This window comes from Bradyrhizobium sp. HKCCYLRH3099 (genome assembly GCF_051167855.1).
Classification (GTDB): Bacteria; Pseudomonadota; Alphaproteobacteria; order Rhizobiales; family Xanthobacteraceae; genus Bradyrhizobium.
In genome coordinates this window covers 74,270-93,884 of record NZ_JBNPTW010000016.1, presented here as the reverse complement: position 1 = coordinate 93,884, position 19,615 = coordinate 74,270, and the positions used below count along the sequence as shown (strand labels likewise).

Annotated in this window: 17 protein-coding genes; 9 read left to right on the top strand and 8 right to left on the bottom strand. The window is 65.8% G+C overall.

Annotated elements, in window-relative coordinates; translation table 11 throughout:
• Positions 1-22: 22 nt before the first annotated feature.
• A complete protein-coding gene (locus tag ACQR1Y_RS25825; RefSeq protein ID WP_434857088.1) occupies positions 23-1,009 on the bottom strand; it encodes a CobW family GTP-binding protein in 987 nt (328 codons plus the stop codon).
• 157 nt (positions 1,010-1,166) lie between these two features.
• Here ACQR1Y_RS25825 and ACQR1Y_RS25820 point away from each other — a divergent pair, with 157 nt between their 5' ends.
• Both ACQR1Y_RS25820 and ACQR1Y_RS25815 read left to right on the top strand, forming a co-directional pair.
• Positions 1,167-1,358 (top strand): hypothetical protein, encoded by a 192-nt coding sequence (locus ACQR1Y_RS25820; RefSeq protein ID WP_434876960.1) that lies wholly within the window; start codon positions 1,167-1,169, stop codon positions 1,356-1,358.
• Between the two features lie 251 nt (positions 1,359-1,609).
• A complete protein-coding gene (locus ACQR1Y_RS25815) occupies positions 1,610-2,383 on the top strand; it encodes a TSUP family transporter (RefSeq protein ID WP_434876959.1) in 774 nt (257 codons plus the stop codon).
• A gap of 6 nt (positions 2,384-2,389) precedes the next feature.
• On the opposite strand, the gene ACQR1Y_RS25810 is transcribed toward ACQR1Y_RS25815, so the two are convergent.
• From ACQR1Y_RS25810 to ACQR1Y_RS25785, 6 genes are all read right to left on the bottom strand, one after another.
• Positions 2,390-4,330, bottom strand: coding sequence for a diguanylate cyclase (locus ACQR1Y_RS25810; RefSeq protein WP_434876958.1), 1,941 nt, complete (start codon positions 4,328-4,330; stop codon positions 2,390-2,392).
• Between the two features lie 210 nt (positions 4,331-4,540).
• Positions 4,541-5,266, bottom strand: a complete 726-nt coding sequence (locus ACQR1Y_RS25805) for an HAD family hydrolase (RefSeq protein WP_434857077.1) — start codon at positions 5,264-5,266, stop codon at positions 4,541-4,543.
• Positions 5,267-5,297: 31 nt separating this feature from the next.
• On the bottom strand, positions 5,298-6,185 hold the full coding sequence (hemF, locus tag ACQR1Y_RS25800; RefSeq protein WP_434876957.1) for an oxygen-dependent coproporphyrinogen oxidase: 888 nt from the start codon (positions 6,183-6,185) through the stop codon (positions 5,298-5,300).
• Between the two features lie 104 nt (positions 6,186-6,289).
• Positions 6,290-6,655: a 6-pyruvoyl trahydropterin synthase family protein gene (locus tag ACQR1Y_RS25795; RefSeq protein ID WP_434857075.1), complete on the bottom strand. Its 366-nt coding sequence runs from the start codon at positions 6,653-6,655 to the stop codon at positions 6,290-6,292.
• Positions 6,656-6,672: 17 nt separating this feature from the next.
• Positions 6,673-7,305, bottom strand: coding sequence for a 7-carboxy-7-deazaguanine synthase (gene queE / locus ACQR1Y_RS25790; protein WP_434876956.1), 633 nt, complete (start codon positions 7,303-7,305; stop codon positions 6,673-6,675).
• Complete coding sequence (locus ACQR1Y_RS25785; RefSeq protein WP_434857073.1) at positions 7,302-7,787, bottom strand: tRNA (cytidine(34)-2'-O)-methyltransferase; 486 nt, start codon at positions 7,785-7,787, stop codon at positions 7,302-7,304. Before ACQR1Y_RS25785 ends, queE begins: the two co-directional genes overlap by 4 nt.
• A 281-nt stretch (positions 7,788-8,068) precedes the next feature.
• On the opposite strand from ACQR1Y_RS25785, the gene petA reads away from it, so the two are divergent.
• The 4 genes from petA (at position 8,069) to ACQR1Y_RS25765 (ending at position 12,451) form a co-directional block, all read left to right on the top strand.
• Positions 8,069-8,599, top strand: coding sequence for a ubiquinol-cytochrome c reductase iron-sulfur subunit (petA, locus tag ACQR1Y_RS25780; RefSeq protein WP_434857252.1), 531 nt, complete (start codon positions 8,069-8,071; stop codon positions 8,597-8,599).
• 62 nt (positions 8,600-8,661) lie between these two features.
• A complete protein-coding gene (locus ACQR1Y_RS25775; protein ID WP_434876955.1) occupies positions 8,662-10,728 on the top strand; it encodes a cytochrome c1 in 2,067 nt (688 codons plus the stop codon).
• A gap of 399 nt (positions 10,729-11,127) precedes the next feature.
• Positions 11,128-11,460 (top strand): YnfA family protein, encoded by a 333-nt coding sequence (locus ACQR1Y_RS25770; protein WP_434876954.1) that lies wholly within the window; start codon positions 11,128-11,130, stop codon positions 11,458-11,460.
• A 316-nt stretch (positions 11,461-11,776) separates the two neighbouring features.
• Positions 11,777-12,451 (top strand): dienelactone hydrolase family protein, encoded by a 675-nt coding sequence (locus ACQR1Y_RS25765; RefSeq protein WP_434857070.1) that lies wholly within the window; start codon positions 11,777-11,779, stop codon positions 12,449-12,451.
• Between the two features lie 37 nt (positions 12,452-12,488).
• On the opposite strand, the gene ACQR1Y_RS25760 is transcribed toward ACQR1Y_RS25765, so the two are convergent.
• A complete protein-coding gene (locus ACQR1Y_RS25760; protein ID WP_434857069.1) occupies positions 12,489-12,683 on the bottom strand; it encodes a hypothetical protein in 195 nt (64 codons plus the stop codon).
• Positions 12,684-13,086: 403 nt separating this feature from the next.
• On the opposite strand from ACQR1Y_RS25760, the gene ACQR1Y_RS25755 reads away from it, so the two are divergent.
• The 3 genes from ACQR1Y_RS25755 to ACQR1Y_RS25745 all read left to right on the top strand — a co-directional run bounded on the left by ACQR1Y_RS25755 (position 13,087) and on the right by ACQR1Y_RS25745 (position 19,522).
• Positions 13,087-14,139, top strand: a complete 1,053-nt coding sequence (locus ACQR1Y_RS25755; RefSeq protein ID WP_434876953.1) for a hypothetical protein — start codon at positions 13,087-13,089, stop codon at positions 14,137-14,139.
• Positions 14,140-14,400: 261 nt separating this feature from the next.
• Positions 14,401-16,092: a methyl-accepting chemotaxis protein gene (locus ACQR1Y_RS25750; protein WP_434876952.1), complete on the top strand. Its 1,692-nt coding sequence runs from the start codon at positions 14,401-14,403 to the stop codon at positions 16,090-16,092.
• A gap of 1,264 nt (positions 16,093-17,356) precedes the next feature.
• Positions 17,357-19,522 carry an anthranilate synthase component I gene (locus ACQR1Y_RS25745; RefSeq protein WP_434876951.1) on the top strand — a complete coding sequence of 722 codons (2,166 nt, stop codon included), beginning with the start codon at positions 17,357-17,359 and terminating at the stop codon, positions 19,520-19,522.
• The last annotated feature ends 93 nt before the right edge of the window (positions 19,523-19,615 follow it).

Here is a 19,615-nt window from a genome sequence, read left to right as displayed (position 1 = left end):
CTCCGTCCGCCGCGATCGGGCCTCACGTGGGGACGGCGGCGGTCTGACAGCGCCGGAAGCCTTCGCGCAGGATGTCCTCCGGCAGATCGCGTCCGATGAAGACGAGGCGGCTGAGCTTCGTCTCGCCGGGCTTCCAGGGACGTTGATGGTCGCCTTCGAGCAGCATGTGCACACCCTGCACGACGAAGCGGTCCGGATCATCCCGGAAATGGAGGATGCCTTTCAACCGCAGGATGTCCATTCCGAAGTGCTGGACAGTCTGCTGCAGCCAGGGAAGGAACGCTTCGGGCACGAGCGGATTTTCGGTCGTCAGCGACAGGCTTTTGACGTGCGCGTCGTGCTCGTGCTCATGCTCCTCGTTGAGAAAATCGGGCTCGAAGGCGAGGATGCGGTCGAGATCGAAGGCATTGCGGTCGAGAACCTCGTCGAGATCGAGCGCGCAGCGCTCGGTGCGATGGATCACCGCATAGGGATTGATGGCGCGAATGCGCGCCTCGATCGACGCCAGCTCCGTCTCGGAGACGAGATCGGTCTTGTTGAGCAGGATCACGTCGGCGAAGGCGATCTGCTCCTGCGCTTCATGGGCGCGGTCGATCTCGCCGAGCAGGTGCCGTGCATCGATCACGGTCACGATGGCGTCCAGCTTGGTGTTGCGGCGGACGTCGTCGTCGACCAGGAAGGTCTGCGCCACCGGCGCGGGATCGGCGAGCCCGGTGGTCTCGACGATGATCGCATCGAACTTGCCGCGCCGCTTCATCAACCCCTGCAGGATCCTGATGAGGTCGCCGCGCACGGTGCAGCAGATGCAGCCGTTGTTCATCTCGAAGATTTCTTCCTCGGCATTGACGACCAAATCATTGTCGATGCCGACCTCGCCGAACTCGTTGACGATGACGGCGTAGCGCTTGCCGTGCGTCTCGGTGAGAATGCGATTGAGCAGGGTGGTTTTTCCGGCACCGAGATAGCCGGTGAGAACGGTCACGGGAGTCTGTGGGGCTGCGGCGGTCATGTTGTCCCTTTCGGCGCTTTGGAGGTGGTTCACGGGTCACGGCACGGCTCGGCGGGGCAGATGGTCTCGGCTCGTTCTCGTCGGCGGAGCGCAGCCGCCATCGGCTTGATTTTTGTTATGTTATAACGTAACAAAATTCGACACCAGGAGCATCCGCGTGAGTAACGTCGAAATCATCCGCAGCCGGCGCGTCGGGCCGTCCGACGCGTCGCGCGACGTTGCCTCGGTCCGAGCGTCGGCAGTGGTTGTTCGCCTGGCCGATTTCAGATCCAAGCGCCGCGAGCGAATTTACGATCCCGACAAGATCTGGTCCGGCGAGCACACGGCGCAGGACTACACCGAGCGCTGAGGGACCTGTCGCGAGTGGCTGCGTCCGGATGCACGCGTCGCGCGGCGCGACCGCAGCAGGGCTTCATCGCGTCGACGTGATCGCGAGATGCACGCGAATCCATCCTGCATGGGGTTGCGCAGGAACCGCATCTCGGTCATGAGCTGGCTCTCGCAGAGGATGGCTCGCTCGCCGCATATCGCACGCGTCGGGTCATCTCTGACCGCGATCGCCGATTAGGCGGCGGCGCGCGTCAACCGCGACGGATGGACATGAATTTTCTGGCAGGCTTCGCCGATATTTCGCTGCTTCAGCTCCTGCTCGTCGCCTCCGTTGCTCTCTTTGCTTCCATCATCGGTGGTCTGGCCGGCTACGGCACCGGCGCCTTGATGCCGCTCGTCCTGGTGCCGATGGTCGGTGCCGAGCCGGTGGTGCCGATCATCGCGATCTCGGCGATCCTGACCAATCTCAGCCGCGTCGCGGCCTACATCAAGGAAGCCGATCGCACGCGCGCCGGCATCGTCGTCGCCGCGGCGGCGCTTGCGACGGCGCTCGGCGCCTATGGCTACACACGGCTGACCAATGCCGGCGCGGCCTTCGTGATCGGCACGATGCTGATCATGAGCGTGCCGCTGCGCCGGATTCTGCGCAAGCGCGACGTCCGCATCGGCAATGGCGGGCTCGCCGCCGGTGCCGTCGGCTATGGCGTGCTGGTCGGCGGCACCTCCGGCTCCGGCGTGATCCTGCTGTCGCTCTTGATGGCCGCAGGCCTCGAAGGCGCGGCCGTCATCGCCACCGACGCGATGATCTCGGTCGCGACGGGCATCATCAAGATCTCGGTGTTCGGCCTCGCCGGCGTCGTCACCGCGCAGGTGCTCGCCTTCGCGCTGCTGATCGGCGCGGTCGCCATCCCCGGCGCCTTCCTCGCCAAGGCCTTCGTCGCCCGCATGCCGGTGCACATCCACGCCGCCATCCTCGATGCCGCCGTCATCACCGGCGGCGGCGTGATGATCGCGACAGCGTTGCGGCATCTGCTGCCGGCATAGCGCGCGCTACGCGACGCGTTGATCGTCCTCCTGATTGCCCGGTGTGGGGGCGCCTGACTCCGCGCGCGCAACGATGGCATCGAGCGTCGCGACGGCGCGGTTCGTCATCTCGTCGATCGGCGGCACCATGCCGCCGTTGGCGAGCTCGACGCGGTTGCGCCCGCGGTGCTTGGCGCGGTACAGCGCGCCGTCGGCGACGCGCAGGATTTCCGGCAGATCGATGCCGGCCTCGGGATAGGCGGCGACGCCCACCGAGACCGTGACACGCGGCAACATGCCGTCGCCATAGCTGATATTGAGCGCCTCGACGCGGGCGCGCAGCTCTTCGGCGCGCAGCGCGGCCTCGTCGATCGTGCAGTTCGGCAGCAGCACGACGAACTCCTCGCCGCCGAGCCGGCACGGCAGGTCGCCGTCGGTAAAGCCGGCTTTGAGGATTTCGCCGACGTGCCGTAGCACGGTGTCGCCGGCCTCGTGGCCGTGATTGTCGTTGAACGACTTGAAGTGATCGATGTCCAGCGTGACCAGGCTGACCGGCGTCCCGTTGCGCGACGCCCTGAGCAATTCGCGGCGCGCGGTCTCGATCAGGCTGCGCCGGTTGTTCAGTCCGGTCAGCGCGTCCCGCAGCGACTGGTCGCGCAGGCCTTCGCGCAGCTTCATGTTGGCGATGGCGATCGACAGATGCTCGGCGCAGGCGAGCCCGAGCCGGGCGCGGTCGGCGAAGCGCGCCTTGGCTTGCGCTGCGGTCTCCTCGCCCTTGAAATTGTACTCGACATGCAACAGGCCGACGGTTTCGCCATGGGCGAGGATCGGGATGCAGCAATAGTTCTCATCGGCGCCGTCGTGGACGTGGTCGCAGCGGAATTCGACCTCGTTGGTGCCGTGAATGTAGACGTGGCCGCGGCGCAGGCTCCAGCAATCGTCCGGATGCAGGAAGCGGGTGCGCGCCTCGCCATTCCATTCGGCGGCGACCTCCAGCACGTCGCGGCTGTCGGCGTAGATGTAGAGCGTGCCGGTGCATTCGGGCATCAGGCCGCCGAGCACCTTGGAGATCATCTGGTAGAGTTCGGATTCCGACTTCGCCGATTGCAGCCATTCGCTGAGCTCGGACAAGGTACGCGTCGCCGCATTCAGCCGCTCGTTCTCGACCAGGCTCGCGCGGAACACGGCCAGCGCCCGCGCCATCAGGCCGAGCTCGTTGGTATGGTCGGCATAGGGAATTTCGGTCTGCAGCTCGCCCTTGGCGATCGCCTCCATGCTGCGCGTGATGCGGAAGATCGGCATCGAGACGTCGTGGATGACGAAGAACAGCGTTGCCAGCCCGATCATGACGCTGACGCCGTTGACCGACCACAGCACCCAGCGAAACAGCTGCGCATCCAGCGTCGCGTCCTGGATCGCGCTGTCGGCGCGATGATCGGCGAGCTTGATGGCGTGCTCGACCGCATCGACGACAGCCTGGAAGATCGGAGGCGTCTGGACGTTGACCTCGTGCTCCAGGCGGTTTCGGCTGGCGCCGACCTCGGGCTCGAGCACCACCGCCTGCTGTTTCAGGTACAGCTCCCATTTGTTGATCAACTGATCGAACGCCATCTTCATCGGCGCATCCGAGCCGATCGTCTCCTGGAAGCGCGCGAGCTTGGCCTGCACCTCGACGATGCGGCGGCGGAGCTCGCCCTCCGCCTCGGCGCGCGGATCCGGTGCCGTCGATAACGCGGCGCGGATCGCGACGAGATGGGCGTGCGCGATGCTGACGTTGAGATCGCCGAGCGCTTGGATCTTCGGCACCCGGTCGCGGTTGATGCTCTCGACCGCATCCTGCAGCGCCGACAGCCGCATCGTGGCGAGCACCGACACGCCGGCGAGGATCGCCAGCAGCAGGAAGACCGAGGTCAGGAGCGAATTCCTGATCGACACGCTCAGGGAGATCTGTGGCAGATTGAGAGCCATAATACCGACGCTGCTACCGACGGCTTGCGATCGGTCGAAGCGGCGCGCACGGGCAGGCCGCGTTTTCCCCTCCAAGCCCCGCGCCATCAGACCCTTGGCCGAATTGCAATTCGGTTACGGAAAGTCCGTAGGGCCCCGGGGGCGGCCTCGAATGCCGGACCTGGTTAAATGCAGGTGTGCCGGAAGGGTGAACGTCAGGCTAACGCGGTGTCAGCCCGGCAGCAGCTCGGTCAGCGAGCGGATGATGCGGTCGGGCTTGACGTCCGAGCCTTCCGGCAGGCCGTCGCCATGGACGTCGATCCAGATCGAATAGATTCCGAGCCGCTGCGGCGCGACGATCTCCCATTCCAGATTGTCGCCGATCATCCAGGTGTCTTCCGGGCCGACGCCGAGTCGCTCCATCGCGTGAAGATAAGCGCGCTCCTCGGGCTTGCCGAAGCCGTGCTCGCCCTCGATCTGGATGTGGTCGAAGCGGTGCGCCAGCGCGAAGCGCTCGATCTTGGCGCGCTGCTGCCCGGCCTCGCCATTGGTGACCAGCGCGAGCCGGACGCCGCGCGCCTTGAACTCGTCGATCGCCTCGTGCGCGCCCGGGAAGACGAACATCTGCTCGTCGCGATAGCGGGTGAAGCGGTCGGCGATCCTGATGGCAAGCTCGACCGGCAGGGCAGGGCCGGCACTGGTCAGCGCCGCGAAGCCGCCTTTCACCACCTCCTGCCGCGCCTGGATCAGCTTCATCCGCCATTCCGCGCCGGCGACCGACCAGAAGCTGCGAGCGGAGGCCAGGATCGCGGCGGCGACGGCGTGCGGCGTATGCGGCGCGAGCTCGTCGGCGAACTCGGTGGCGACGATGTTCCAGGCGATCTCGGGTCGGCCATAGGCCGACAGGATGGTGTCATCCATGTCGATCAGCATGGCGCGGGGCAGGGCGGCGGTCATAACAGTCTTACGGTTCAATCAAACGAGGGTTTCAGGGCCATTTCACTTCGGGCGGCATCGACGACAATATGGACTCCACATTGCCACCGGTTTTCAGCCCAAATGTGGTGCCGCGGTCATAAAGCAGGTTGAATTCGACATAGCGGCCGCGGCGGATCAGTTGCTCCTCGCGCTCGGCCTCTGTCCACGGCGCGGCGAAATTGCGCCGCACCAGCTCCGGATAGACCTCGAGGAATGCGCGGCCGACATCCTGGGTAAAGGCGAGATCGGCGTCCCAGTCGCCGGAATCATGGTGGTCGTAGAAGATGCCGCCGATGCCGCGCGGCTCCTTGCGGTGGGGCAAATAGAAGTACTCGTCGCACCAGCGCTTGTATTTGTCGTAGGACGCGACGGTCGCATGCGCATCGCAGGCGCTCTTCATCGCGGCGTGGAAGGCGAGAGTATCGGGGTCTTCCTGATTGCGCCGGCGATCCAGCACCGGCGTGAGGTCGGCGCCGCCGCCGAACCAGGCCTTGGTGGTGACGACGAAGCGGGTGTTCATGTGCACCGCCGGCACATGAGGCGACCACAGATGCGCGATCAGCGAGATGCCCGACGCCCAGAACCGCGGGTCCTCCGCGGCACCGGGGATCTGGCTGCGGAATTCCGGGGCGAACTCGCCATGCACGGTCGAGCAATGCACGCCGACCTTCTCGAACAGCCGGCCGTGCATCATGCTCATCACGCCGCCACCGCCATGTCCGCCGCTGTGGTCGCTGCGCTCCCAGGGCGTGCGCACGAAGCGGGCGGGGGCGCGCGGATAGAGCTCGGCCGGCGCCTCGGCCTCGAGCCGCTCGAACGCTGCGCAGATCTGGTCGCGCAGGCTCTCGAACCAGGCCCGCGCGCGGGCCTTGCGATCCTCGATGGCGGCAGTGGTCATGGACGTCCCCCAGGCACATTGGCGGTCACCTTGTTGTCAAGAAGCCATGACAGCGGGAGGTGACAGCATCGTTGTCGCTGCAGGTGACGTCCTACCACACTCGGTCAGTCCTGCGGACCGAAATAGGTGCAGGTCTCGCGGCAGCTGTCGCGGTGGACGCTGACCTTGGTGACGTGGCCGATCGAGCGGACGCGCTCGTAGATGAAGCGGCAGAGGTTCTCCAGCGTCGGCAGCCCGATCGCCTCGATCTTGTTCAGAAACTTGTGGTCGAGCGTGGCCTGGATCTCGCCCAGGCGCTGCGTCAGCACGCCGAAATCGACCACCATGCCGGTCCTGGGGTCGGGCGTGCCACGCACCGTGACCTCGGCGCGGAAGGAGTGGCCGTGGATTTCCTGGCTCACCTCGCCGAGCGTCGTGTGCGACAGCGCATGCGCGGCCTCGAAGGTGAACGACTTGGTCAATTCCCACATCGGTTCAGTCACAATCCCTATCTGATGCCGATCATCTTGTGCGTCTGCAGGCTGAGCCGCCATTGCGGATGATGCTGGCAATAGTCAATGGCGCGCGCCGTGTTCGCGGCCGCCTCCGGCCCGTCCATCGGCTGCAGCGAAAAGCGCTCGAAGGAGAGCGCTTCGAACTTGTCGGGCTCGGCGCCCGCTTGCGGATAGACCAGCTTCAGCTCGTGGCCCTGCCGCAGCTTCAGCTCGGCGCCGGCCTTCGGGCTGACGCAGATCCAGTCGATCCCGTCAGGCGGAATGAGCGTGCCGTTGGTCTCGATCCCGACTGCAAATCCCTGGGCATGCAGCGCCGCGATCAGGTCCGCATCGACCTGCAGCAGCGGCTCGCCGCCGGTGAGGATCGTATAGCGGTCGGCCGCGCCGCCTGTCCATTGTCCCGCGATCGCCGCGGCCAGAGCAGCGGCGCTGTCATACCGCCCACCCAACGTGCCGTCGGTGCCGACGAAATCGGTGTCGCAGAACCGGCAGGTCGCCGAAGCGCGATCGGCCTCGCGGCCGCTCCACAGATTGCAGCCGGCGAAGCGGCAGAACACGGCGGCACGCCCCGCCTGGGCGCCTTCGCCCTGCAGGGTCATGAAGATTTCCTTCACCGCGTAGCTCACACTGATGGTCCCTCTGGAGACTGCAATTGGACGAAATGTCCAACCTGGCGCAGCGCCTCGCCCGTGGCGATGGCCGCGGCCATGGCGACGTTGAGCGAGCGCAGGCCGGGCTTCAACGGGATGCGCAGCCGTGCATCCGCGGCCTCTGCCACCGTGGCGGGCACGCCGACGCTCTCGCGTCCGAGCAGCAGGATATCGCCGCTGCGATAGCTGAAATCCAGATACGACGTCGCGGCCTTGGTCGTCAGCAGCAGCAGGCGGTGACCGGCCGCGGCCCGCCACGCCTCGAACGCCTGCCAGGAATCGTGCCGCCGCCAGTTCAGCTGATCGAGATAGTCCATGCCGGCGCGGCGGAACTGCCGGTCCGACACGGGAAAGCCCGCCGGCTCGATGATGTGGGCGCCGAGGCCGAGGCATGCGCACAGGCGCAGAATCGTTCCGGTGTTCTGCGGAATATCGGGCTGATAGAGCGCGATCTGCATGCGAATAGGTCTTAAGGATGAGGCGGAATGTCCGCTGATGAAGCGGGAATTGGTGCATGGCGTGCTGCAGGGCCGATAGCGGGCTTGCGCTCGTATCGCAAGGGTGCCAATAGAACGATTCTGGACGGCTTGTTCCTACCGGGGCGGTAGCACGAGCCGTTTTCTGCCGCCGCGGGGGACGCGGGCGCCGGCAGGCATCTCCCGGTCACGTGATCTCCAACGCTGAGATCTGACACGTCGAGCGGGGCGTTGCGCCGGCTGCAACGAAAGAAAGGGTTGGAATCGTGACAGCGTCTACTGCGGATCATCCGACACGCCGGGATTTTCTCTTCGTCGCCACGGGCGCGACCGCAGCGGTCGGTGGCGTGGCCGCCCTGTGGCCCTTCATCTCCCAGATGAATCCCGATGCCTCGACCATCGCGGCGGGTGCGCCGATCGAGGTCGACCTCACCCCGGTCGCCGAGGGGCAGGACATCAAGGTGTTCTGGCGCGGCAAGCCGATCTACATCTCCCACCGCACCAAGAAGCAGATCGAGGAGGTCCGCGCGGTTCCGGTGTCGAGCCTGATCGATCCGGCGACCGACCAGTCGCGCACCAAGGACGGCCACGAGCAGTGGCTCGTCGTGATCGGCATCTGCACCCATCTCGGCTGTATCCCGATCGCCCATGAGGGCAATTACGACGGCTTCTTCTGCCCGTGCCACGGCTCGCAGTACGATGCGTCCGGCCGCGTCCGCCAGGGACCCGCGCCGCTGAACCTGCCCGTCCCGCCCTATCAGTTCGTTTCCGACACCAAGATCCAGATCGGCTGAGCCGACGTTACGTCGGCAAGCTCAAGCTCGATCGTGCAAGATAATTCTTTCAGGAACGCATCATGAGTGGACCATCTGACTACCAGCCGAGCCACCCCGCCTTGAAGTGGCTCGAGCAGCGACTCCCCATCATCGGCCTGGTCCACTCGTCCTTCGTTGCCTATCCGACGCCGCGGAACCTGAACTACTGGTGGACCTTCGGCGCCATCCTGTCGATGATGCTGGGGGTGCAGATCCTGACCGGCGTCATCCTGGCGATGCACTACACGCCGCACGCCGATCTCGCCTTCAAGTCGGTCGAACTGATCGTCCGTGACGTCAACTACGGCTGGCTGATCCGCAACATGCATGCGGCCGGCGCATCCATGTTCTTCCTCGCCGTCTACATCCACATGTTCCGCGGACTCTATTACGGGTCGTACAAGGCGCCGCGCGAGGTGCTCTGGATCCTCGGCGTCATCATCTACCTGCTGATGATGGCCACGGGCTTCATGGGCTACGTGCTGCCGTGGGGCCAGATGAGCTTCTGGGGCGCCACCGTCATCACCAACCTGTTCTCGGCCGTGCCGTATTTCGGCGAGGCCATCGTGACCCTGCTGTGGGGCGGCTACTCCGTCGGTAATCCCACGCTGAACCGCTTCTTCGCGCTGCATTACCTGCTGCCGTTCCTGATCGCCGGCGTGGTCGTGCTGCACGTCTGGGCCCTGCACGTCGCCGGTCAGAACAACCCGGCCGGCGTCGAGCCGAAGACCGAGAAGGACATGGTGCCGTTCACGCCATACGCGACCATCAAAGACTTCTTCGGCGTCACCTGCTTCCTGATCTTCTATTCCTGGTTCATCTTCTACATGCCGAACTATCTCGGCGAGGCCGACAACTACATCCCGGCCAACCCGGCGGTGACTCCGGCGCACATCGTCCCCGAATGGTACTACCTGCCGTTCTACGCGATCCTGCGCTCGATCCCGAACAAGCTGGCCGGCGTCGTGGCGATGTTCGCGGCCATCATCGTGCTGGTGTTCCTGCCCTGGCTCGACGCGGCCAAGACCCGCTCGAACAAGTACCGCCCGCTCGGCAAGCAGTTCTTCTGGATCTTCTTTGCCGTCTGCATCGGCCTCGGCTATCTCGGCGCCCAGCCGCCGGAGGGCATCTACGTCATCCTCGGCCGCATCCTGACCGTGCTGTACTTCGCCTACTTCCTGATCGTGCTGCCGCTGCTGTCGGTGATCGAAAAGCCGCGTCCGCTGCCGAACTCGATCGCCGACGACGTGCTGGCCAAGTCGGGCCGCAAGGCGGTCGCCGCCGTCGCGATCGCGCTGGTCGCCGTCGGCTCGCTGCTCTCCGTCGGCATGGGCGAGGCCCGTGCCAGCGAGGGCAGCGCCACGCCGCCGTCGGCGACGTGGTCGTTCGCCGGCCCGTTCGGCAAGTTCGATCGTGGCGCTGTGCAGCGTGGCCTGAAGATCTACAAGGAAGTCTGTTCGGCCTGCCACTCGCTGAACTTCGTGGCATTCCGCAATCTCGCCGAGCCCGGCGGCCCCGGCTATACGCCGGCGCAGGCGGCGGCCTTCGCGGCCGAGTACAAGATCAAGGACGGTCCGAACGACGCCGGCGACATGTTCGAGCGTCCGGGCCGCCCGGCCGACTACTTCCCGGCGCCGTTCCCGAACGAGCAGGCGGCGCGCGCGGCGAACGGCGGCGCGGCTCCTCCGGATCTGTCGCTGATCGCCAAGGCGCGCTCCTACAAGCGGGGCTTCCCCTGGTTCCTGATCGACCTGTTCACCCAGTTCCAGGAGCAGGGCCCGAACTACATCAACGCGCTGCTGCAGGGCTATGAGGACAACCCGCCGCACGGCGTCACCATCCCGGACGGCTCGTACTACAACAAGTACTTCCCCGGCAACGCGATCAAGATGCCGAAGCCGCTGTCCGACGGCCAGGTGACCTATGACGACGGCTCGCCGACGACGCTGGCGCAATATGCCCACGACGTCACGACCTTCCTGATGTGGGCCGCCGAGCCGCACATGGAAGCGCGCAAGCGTCTCGGCTATCAGGTGTTCATCTTCCTGATCATCTTCGCCGGCCTGATGTACTTCACCAAGAAGCGCGTCTGGGCCGCCGCCCACTGAGCGGCGCGCGGACATCACTGCTGAGTTTGAAAAAGCCCCTGCGGGGGCTTTTTTGTTGGCCGTCTGCGACTGGCGGATGCGGAGCACAGCTGGCGCGGCACGAACGGAGCGCTCCCTCTCCCCGTCCTTACGGGGAGAGGGCTGGGGTGAGGGGCAGCCGCACGGGCGGTGCATCGAGGTGATGAGCAAATGCGCAAGCAGTGATCGCTGAGAGACCTGTACCCCATCCTGATTGCATCTGACGATGCAATCAGACCTCGCCCCTCCCTAGCGAAGCGTCGCTTCGCTAGGGAGGGGCGAGGTGCACCGTGCCCGTCGCCGGAGCAGTGGCAGCATGAGCTTCTGGTCGGGCATCTCAAGAGGTCTTGTCAGCAAGCCTTACGAGAATTGGAGCCACCCATGTCCTCACTCCTCGCGTTCGCCGGCGCAGCCGTGCTCGAGATCGCCGGCTGCTTCGCGTTCTGGGCGTGGTTGCGCCTTGGCCAGTCGCCGCTGTGGCTGCTGCCCGGCATGGCCGCGCTCGCCGGCTTCGCCGCGTTGCTCACCGTCGCCGACAGCCCGCTCGCCGGCCGCGCCTATGCCGCCTATGGCGGCATCTACATCGCCGCGGCGCTGTCGTGGGGCTGGCTGGTCGAAGGCCACCGGCCGGATGTCTGGGACGTCGCCGGCGCGCTGATCTGCCTCGCTGGCATGGCCATAATCCTGTTCGCCCCGCGCGCGATGCCGGTGTAGCGCTGTACTGCCTGTTCTCGACGTTTCTCGCTCCGTCATTCCGGGGCGCGCGGAGCGCGAGCTCGGAATCCATAGCCACAGGCCGGCTTGGGACGAAGAGCAGAGCCGAGCCATCCCCGTTCCTCACGATCAGTCGTGGTTATGGATTCCGGGCTCGCCCTTCGGGCGCCCCGGAATGACGAGAGGCGCTTTCGACAAGGTGACCGATGGACCACTGCTCTCACGTTCGAGCGAAGCCTCCGGCCTGTTGTCGCACCGTCACGGGATTTGCGGTAAACCGCAATCCCAACTGTCAACAGAAACGACGGAGGACCACATGGGCACTCTTATCAGCTTCAAGCGTCCCGACGGCCAGGAGGCCAAGGGCTATCTCGCCAAGGCGGCGAAGGCCGATGCGCCGGGCGTCGTCGTCATTCAGGAATGGTGGGGCCTGCAGGACCAGATCAAAGGCATGGCCGACCGTTTCGCGCTCGCCGGCTTCAACGCACTGGCGCCGGATCTCTACAAGGGCACGGTGGTGCCGTATCACGACACGGACGCGGCGGGGCGCGAGATGAACTCGCTCGACTTCATGGACGCGACCACGCAGACCGTGCGCGGCGCCGCGCAATATCTCGCCCGCAACGGCGCCAAGGTCGGCCTCACCGGCTTCTGTCTCGGCGGCGCGGTGACGATCATCGGCGCCACCAAGATCGACGAGCTCGCCGCCGGTGTCGTGTTCTACGGCATCCCGCCGGAGCAGGCGGCGAAGCCCGCCGACGTCAAGATCCCGCTGCAGGCGCATTTCGCCAACACCGACGATTGGTGCACGCCGGCGCTGGTCGACGGTTTCGAGAAGGCGATGCAGGCCGCCGGCAAATCGCTCGAGCTGTATCGCTACGACGCCGAGCATGCCTTCGTGAACGAGCAGCGCATGACGGTGCACGACCGCGCCGCCGCCGAGCTCGCCTGGGGCCGGGCCACGGCGTTCTTCCACAAACATCTCGGATGAGCTGAGCGCGTCGCGCCGACCGATCGATCCGCGCGGGTCAGACCGCGCGGGCGGTCGCTGCGCCCGGCGCCAACGGTTCGACATCGTCGCTGATCGAACCGTTGTCCACCGGTTCCGGAGAGGCCGCGCTGGCCGCCTCGTCGGCGGATCGCCGTCGACGCTTTGTCCTCTTCGCCTGCGCTTCGAGGAAGCAATCGAGCAGCGTCTGCTGCTTCGGGAGCGCATGCGACACGGAAGGCTGTTTGCCGCGAGCCATGTTAACCAAGGTAATTCAATATGGTTAACCAATCATTGCCACACTATTGCAGATAGACAACAGGTGTTGCCTTCACGCCCGGTCAAGTTATGTAACTTTTTGGGCTGACGGCAACTGCCGGTAGGTGAATAAGGCGTGATACACGCGCGCAACATGAGGTTGTGATGTGTGTCACACCCGGTGGATGCAGGTTTTCTCCCCGCGTCCGGCCTCTTATGCCCGCGAATCACCTTTGTTTCCGGCGGGTCTTGCGCGGCAGCTGCGTTCGCGCAGCTGTCGTGTCGTTCATTATCCGAACCGGCGCGCGCCGCCGTTTGTCGGACGATATCAATCTGAGGTAGCATCCCCGAATTCTTTGTTCTGTTCAGGGAGACGGCATTTGAGTGTGGCCTTTGCGCTCGCGGGCCTGGGCGGCTTGAACGCCCATGGCGCCGGCTTTCTCGATACCGCCCGTGCCTGGGGCGTCGCGCCGGATCTCGTGACGGTGACTTCGGGCCAGATCCTGGTGCTCGCCGCCTGGCTGCAGGGCCGAGACCTGCGCGATGAGCTGATCTCCTCGGACCGCGCACGTGATCCGACGTCGCAACTGCGCACGGTGATGTTCGGCTATCCCGGCGTGTTCCGCCCCGCCTATGCGGAGGCGCTGGCGCGCTTCGCCTCCTGGCCGGACTGGCGCGACGGTCCGTTCAACGTGCTCGCCGATCGCCTGCTGCCGGCGCAGCAATACGTCCCGGTGCGCAGCGAGGCCGACTTCGTCCGCACCGCGGAGACGCTGAACGCGACGCCGATCGGCGTCGTCTTCAACACCTACGACCCCGAGGCCGGCACCGGCTGTCTTTACGGCAACGACGCCGCGCGCGACCTGCTGCCGCAGCAGAAGTCGATCCGCAACGACCATGGCGAAAAGGCGCGACGCTCGGCCGCGAAGCGCGACCTGCGCTATGCCTCCGACGTCAGCGCCGAGCGCTCCATCCGTCCGATCACGCCGGAGGCGATCAAGGCCGCGCTGTGGCTGTCGCTCTACGGCTTCACGGCGCTGCCCCAGGGACAGATGGACGGCGCCTATCACCGCGCCAGCATCATCTCCGAACTCCACCGCTTCGACCGCATCTTCGCCGTTCGCCCGCTCGCTCAGGGCTGGCAGGGCCACGCTCCCGCCAATTGGTTCGAGGTGCAGGACTGGACCACCGAGATGTGGTTCTCGGTCGGCTACAAGGCCGAAGTCGACGCGCTGAAGCGCATCAACGACCTGATCGAGGCCGGCGTCATCACCGACTCGAAATACAAGCCCGTCGAGCTCGTCGAGATCCAGCCGGAGACTCCGGCCGGCTACTTCAACTACTTCGTCGAGCGCGGCGAGGTGTATGAGAGCGCGGTGGCGGCGACGGAGCAGAAGTTCGGGGAACTCGGACTGACGAAGCCGATGCCGTAGTGATACGGTGCGCATTCGCGCTGAACACGGCCTTTGCCGCTTCGGACGTGCCGGTTCCTTCAACCAAACTTAAGACGAACTTGATTGCCTGATGACCTCACGCTTCGGCTCGAGGCTTCCGCATTTCTCGGCCTCGCTGCACGAGCTCATCTCCATCCGGCTCATATCGGACGCAACGACGCGTCCATTCCTGGCGATAGTGCGCCCTCGTGCGAGGGCGCCGCGAGTGATCGCCCGCGCCGCCATTTTCGGGACTCCGCAATGAACAACCTCAAGATCCGTTCGAAGATCATCGTGCTGCTGCTGCTGCTCGGCCTCGTGAGCCTCGGCAGCGTCGCTTATTCGGGCCTGTCGATGAAGTCGATCGACGATCACTACAGCGCCCTGATCGACCACGAGGACAAGGCGGCCGTTCTCAGCTCGCGATCGGGCCGGGTGCTGATGGCCGTTCTTGCCAATGCTTATAGCCTTGCCTTCGAGTCCACCGACGCGGGCAATGCAGCCGTGCTGAAGGAGCTGCGTGACAATCAGAAGCTCTATCTCGACCAGCTGGATGAGATTGCGCGGCTCGTTCCCGGTTTCGCCACGCAGGTCTCGTCCACGCAGTCGACGGTGCGGTCCGCTTTCGAGCGGTGCGCGCCTGCGATCAACCAGGCGGCGTCGACGACCAGCGAAGCCGGGACGTTTGCTGCCGGCGCGGCGCTGAAGACGACGTGCGAGCCGACGATGCTCAGTGCGCTCGCGACGCAACGACAACTGACGGAGGCCTTGCAGAAGAGCTCTTCGCGGCTGTCCGACGCTCTGACCGGCGAGACGCATCAGACGATCTTCATCGCCACTGCTGCCACCATCGCGGGCTTGATCGTCGCGCTGGTCATCTCGTTCATGGTGTCGACGTCTTCGATCAGCCGCCCGATGGCCGAGGTCACCGACGCCATCGTCCGCATGGCAAGGAACGATTTCAGCGTGACGCTGAGGCAGAGCGGACGCAGCGACGAGATCGGCCAGTTGGCGAAATCCTCGCTCGAATTGCGCGAGACTCTGGTACGGGCGCGCGAGATCGAGGCGGAGGCCGCGCAGCAGAAGCAGGAGGCCGAGCAGCGGCGCAAGTCCGACATGCAGCAACTGGCGTCGAGCTTCGAGGCCGCTGTTGGCAACATCGTCCGTACGGTGTCGACGGCGTCCTCCGACCTGGAAGTGGCGGCGACGACGTTGAGCCGCACCGCAGATACCACGCAGTCGCTGTCCTCGACGGTCGCCGTCGCCTCCGAGCAGGCCTCGGCCAACGTGCAGAGCGTCGCCTCGGCCACGACCGAAATGTCGACCTCGGTCGGCGAGATCGCCCGCCAGGTTCAGGAGGCGTCGCGCATCGCCGACGAGGCTGTCAAACATGCGGAGAAGACCGACGGCCAGATCAGCGAGCTGTCTGAGGCCGCCAGCCGCATCGGCGACGTCGTCAAGCTGATCACGGACATTGCCGGCCAGACCAATCTGCTGGCGCTGAACGCCACCATCGAGGCCGCCCGTGCCGGCGATGCCGGCCGCGGCTTCGCCGTGGTCGCCCAGGAGGTGAAGGCGCTGGCGGCACAGACCGCGAGCGCCACCGGCGAGATCAGCGCGCAGATCATGGCGATGCAGGGCGCGACGCAGACCTCGGTGATGACGATCAAGGAGATCGGCGGCACCATCAACCGCATCGCCGAGATCTCTGCCGCCATTGCCGCCGCCATCGAGCAGCAGGGTGCCGCCACCCAGGAGATCGCCCGCAACGTCGACCAGGCCGCGCAGGGCACCACGCAGGTGGCCTCCAACATCACCGAGGTGAACCGCGGAGCAGGGGAGACCGGTGCTGCATCCAGCCAGGTGCTCACCTCCGCGCAGTCGCTGTCGCAGGAGAGCAGCCGGCTGAAGAACGAGCTGGATCGTTTCCTCGGACAGCTGCGCGCGGCGTAGCGAGCGTCTCGCGGCGTCTGCCGACCGAAGCGATCAAGGGCTCCCGAGAGGGAGCCCTTTTGTTTGCTCGTCTCACCAGCGCTGCGCACGACAGCGCTCGAGAATGCTTCACCTTCGCGCCCTGACGCATGCGCCCAGATCCCGAATTGTCCTGCGGTCTCAAGCTGATTTGGCCTGTCCAGTCCTGCACCGGAAAATATTCCTGTTTCTAATTTTCAGAATTCATGCTTAGATGCGCGCGTCCCATCCCGGCACGAGGGGCGTATCGCGATCGTCACGACACGCGGGGTGGAGATGCGGTGGGCGCGTCACGTCGCAGCATGGCTGATGTTGTGCGGACGAACGGCGGGCGCGCACGGTGAAGTCGCATGGTCCTGGCCTCCCGACGCTGAGGCTACGCCGGTGGTGATGATGATCCGCCGGTCACGGGGGCAAGACAGCCCGGTCCCCGGGGAGAATGCGTATAATCCGTCAAACCATCGCGCAGGGAAGGCCGGTCGTCCGGCTGACCTGTGGTGACTGCCGCCTGCTTTTTTTGCTGCAGGCGGGCCATGGGCATCAGCCGATGCCCGGCCTTCCCTGCGCCCTCGACTTGGAGGGCGGATGATGAAGCATAGCTCGGGCGCGGGATGCGTCGCGAGGACGTGCATGCTCGTTCCCGGAATAGCGCGCTTGTGGCGGAGCAGAAGGACATCCCGCAGGTCGATGGAGCCCAAGGTCTCGCGGCGGAGCCGGTCGGCTCCCCTCCCCCTTGCGGGGAGGGGTTGGGGGTCGGGGTCCACGGGCGATGAACTCTCTGGGAGCTCAAGCCATGTTTGTGCGAGTGATGAAGCTAGGTCGATCAGGCTGCACGCTGGAGCGCCGGCAGGGAGACGCCGGCGCTGGCGTTGTTTGTTGGCTCATCGAGAGAGCGGGACTCGTGGACCCCCACCCCCAACCCCTCCCCGCAAGGGGGAGGGGAGTTGGCAGCTGGGCCCATCCGAGAGTTCGAGCGCCTTGGCGGCTAAATGGGACGTCGATCTTGGCTCCCACCCCCACCTGTGTCCCCGCCGCCCTTGACCCCGGCCGTCCCCCGTGGTCATTTCCCCGCCATGAGCACCGTCGTCCGCCCAGCCCGTCTCTGGTGGCGCACCTTGTAAAAGGTGGCCGGTGCGATTCATTTGACATTCGATCGCAGAGGGGCCGCCACGCAGCGGCGGCTTCCGGTTGGTCCTGTGTGGCGTTTCCTCGGCAAATTCCGTAAGAGGACGCCCAAGAGGACCCCATGAACAGGACCGTTTTCGCCCTTCCGGCCCGCAGCGACTACCGCACGTCAGGCGGTCTCGCGATCACGCGCGCCGTCGAGCAGTTTTCCGGCGGCGCCAGCCGGCTGGACGACCTGATCGACCTGCTCGACCGCCGCCGTGGCGTGGTGCTGTCCTCCGGCACCACCGTGCCCGGCCGCTACGAGAGCTTCGACCTCGGTTTCGCCGATCCGCCGCTGGTGCTGGAGACCAAGGGCACCGATTTCACTCTGCAGGCGCTGAACCGCCGCGGCGAGGTGCTGATCGCCTTCCTCAAGGACACGCTGCGCGAGCCCTGCGTGGTCATTACCGCGGCGTCGCCGGCGCGACTGGCCGGCCACATCGTCCGCGGCCCCGCTCCGGTCGAGGAGGACCAGCGCACCCGGCGCGCCAGCGTGATGTCGCTGGTACGCGCGATGATCGCCGCACTGTCGGCCAATGACGATCCGCTGCTCGGCCTGTTCGGCGCCTTCGCCTACGACCTCGTGTTCCAGATCGAGGACCTCGAACAGAAGCGGCCGCGCGAGAAGGACCAGCGCGACATCGTGCTCTACGTGCCGGATCGCCTGCTGGCCTATGACCGCGCCACTGGCCGTGGCGTGGTTCTGTCTTACGATTTTTCCTGGAGCGGCCAGTCGACATCGGGCCTGCCGCGCGAGACCGACGCGAGCATCTACTTGAAGGAGCCGCGCCAGGGCTTTGCCGACCACGCGCCCGGCGAGTACCAGGCGACGGTCGAGAAGGCGCGCGCGGCGTTCGCCCGCGGTGATCTGTTCGAGGCGGTGCCCGGCCAGCTGTTCGCCGAGCCCTGCGAGCGCTCGCCGGCGGAAGTGTTCCAGCGGCTCTGCCGCATCAACCCGTCGCCCTATGGCGCGCTGATGAATCTCGGCGACGGCGAATTCCTCGTCTCGGCCTCGCCGGAAATGTTCGTCCGCTCCGACGGAAGGCGTGTCGAGACCTGCCCGATCTCCGGCACCATCGCGCGCGGCCGCGACGCGATCGGCGATGCCGAGCAGATCCGCCAACTGCTGAACTCGGAAAAGGACGAGTTCGAGCTCAACATGTGCACCGACGTCGATCGCAACGACAAGGCGCGCATCTGCGTGCCCGGCACCATCAAGGTGCTGGCGCGCCGCCAGATCGAGACCTATTCGAAACTGTTCCACACCGTCGATCACGTCGAGGGCATGCTGCGGCCGGGCTTCGACGCGCTGGATGCGTTCCTCACCCACGCCTGGGCGGTCACCGTGACCGGCGCGCCAAAGCTGTGGGCGATGCAATTCGTCGAGGACAATGAGCGCTCGCCGCGGCGCTGGTACGCCGGCGCGATCGGCGCGGTGAATTTCGACGGCTCGATCAACACCGGTCTCACCATCCGCACCATCCGCATGAAGGACGGCCTCGCCGAGGTGCGCGTCGGCGCCACCTGCCTGTTCGATTCCGACCCGGCGGCCGAGGACAAGGAGTGCCAGGTCAAGGCGGCGGCGCTGTTCCAGGCGCTGCGCGGCGATCCGCCGAAGCCGCTGTCCTCGACCGCGCCGGACGCCACCGGCTCGGGCAAGAACGTGCTGCTGATCGATCACGACGATTCGTTCGTGCACATGCTGGCTGACTACTTCCGCCAGGTCGGCGCCAACGTCACTGTGGTGCGCTACATCCATGCGCTGACCATGCTGGCAGAGCGCAACTGGGACCTGATCGTGCTGTCGCCGGGGCCGGGCCGCCCGGAGGACTTCAAGATCTCGACGACCATCGACGCGGCACTCGCCAGGAAGCTGCCGATCTTCGGCGTGTGCCTCGGCGTGCAGGCGATGGGCGAATATTTCGGCGGCCAGCTCGGCCAGCTCGCGCAGCCCGCGCACGGACGCCCATCACGCGTGCAGGTGCGTGGCGGCCGGCTGATGCAGGGGCTGCCGAACGAGATCGTCATCGGCCGCTATCATTCCCTGTTCGTCGAGCGCGACAGCATGCCGGAGGTGCTGACGGTGACGGCGGCGACCGAGGATGGCGTGACGATGGCGATCGAGCATAAGACGCTGCCGGTCGGCGGCGTGCAGTTCCACCCGGAATCGCTGATGTCGCTCGGCGATGCCGTGGGGTTGAGGATCGTGGAGAATGCGTTCCGGCTCAATCAGCCGGGGAGTTGATCAACACCGTCATTGCGAGGAGCGCAGCGACGAAGCAATCCAGTTCTTCTCTCGCGGTCCCTGGATTGCTTCCGCCTTCGCCCAAACGGGCTT

Excerpts from the sequence above, each read along its gene's own strand:
- ACQR1Y_RS25765 (WP_434857070.1), top strand. The coding sequence starts at position 11,777 with ATGGGCACTCTTATCAGCTTCAAGCGTCCCGACGGCCAGGAGGCCAAG.
- ACQR1Y_RS25770 (WP_434876954.1), top strand. The coding sequence starts at position 11,128 with ATGTCCTCACTCCTCGCGTTCGCCGGCGCAGCCGTGCTCGAGATCGCC.
- ACQR1Y_RS25805 (WP_434857077.1), bottom strand. The coding sequence starts at position 5,266 with ATGACCGCCGCCCTGCCCCGCGCCATGCTGATCGACATGGATGACACC.
- ACQR1Y_RS25825 (WP_434857088.1), bottom strand. The coding sequence starts at position 1,009 with ATGACCGCCGCAGCCCCACAGACTCCCGTGACCGTTCTCACCGGCTAT.
- hemF (WP_434876957.1), bottom strand. The coding sequence starts at position 6,185 with ATGACCACTGCCGCCATCGAGGATCGCAAGGCCCGCGCGCGGGCCTGG.
- ACQR1Y_RS25785 (WP_434857073.1), bottom strand. The coding sequence starts at position 7,787 with ATGCAGATCGCGCTCTATCAGCCCGATATTCCGCAGAACACCGGAACG.
- ACQR1Y_RS25810 (WP_434876958.1), bottom strand. The coding sequence starts at position 4,330 with ATGGCTCTCAATCTGCCACAGATCTCCCTGAGCGTGTCGATCAGGAAT.
- ACQR1Y_RS25775 (WP_434876955.1), top strand. The coding sequence starts at position 8,662 with ATGAGTGGACCATCTGACTACCAGCCGAGCCACCCCGCCTTGAAGTGG.
- ACQR1Y_RS25745 (WP_434876951.1), top strand. The coding sequence starts at position 17,357 with ATGAACAGGACCGTTTTCGCCCTTCCGGCCCGCAGCGACTACCGCACG.
- ACQR1Y_RS25815 (WP_434876959.1), top strand. The coding sequence starts at position 1,610 with ATGAATTTTCTGGCAGGCTTCGCCGATATTTCGCTGCTTCAGCTCCTG.
- ACQR1Y_RS25750 (WP_434876952.1), top strand. The coding sequence starts at position 14,401 with ATGAACAACCTCAAGATCCGTTCGAAGATCATCGTGCTGCTGCTGCTG.
- ACQR1Y_RS25795 (WP_434857075.1), bottom strand. The coding sequence starts at position 6,655 with ATGTGGGAATTGACCAAGTCGTTCACCTTCGAGGCCGCGCATGCGCTG.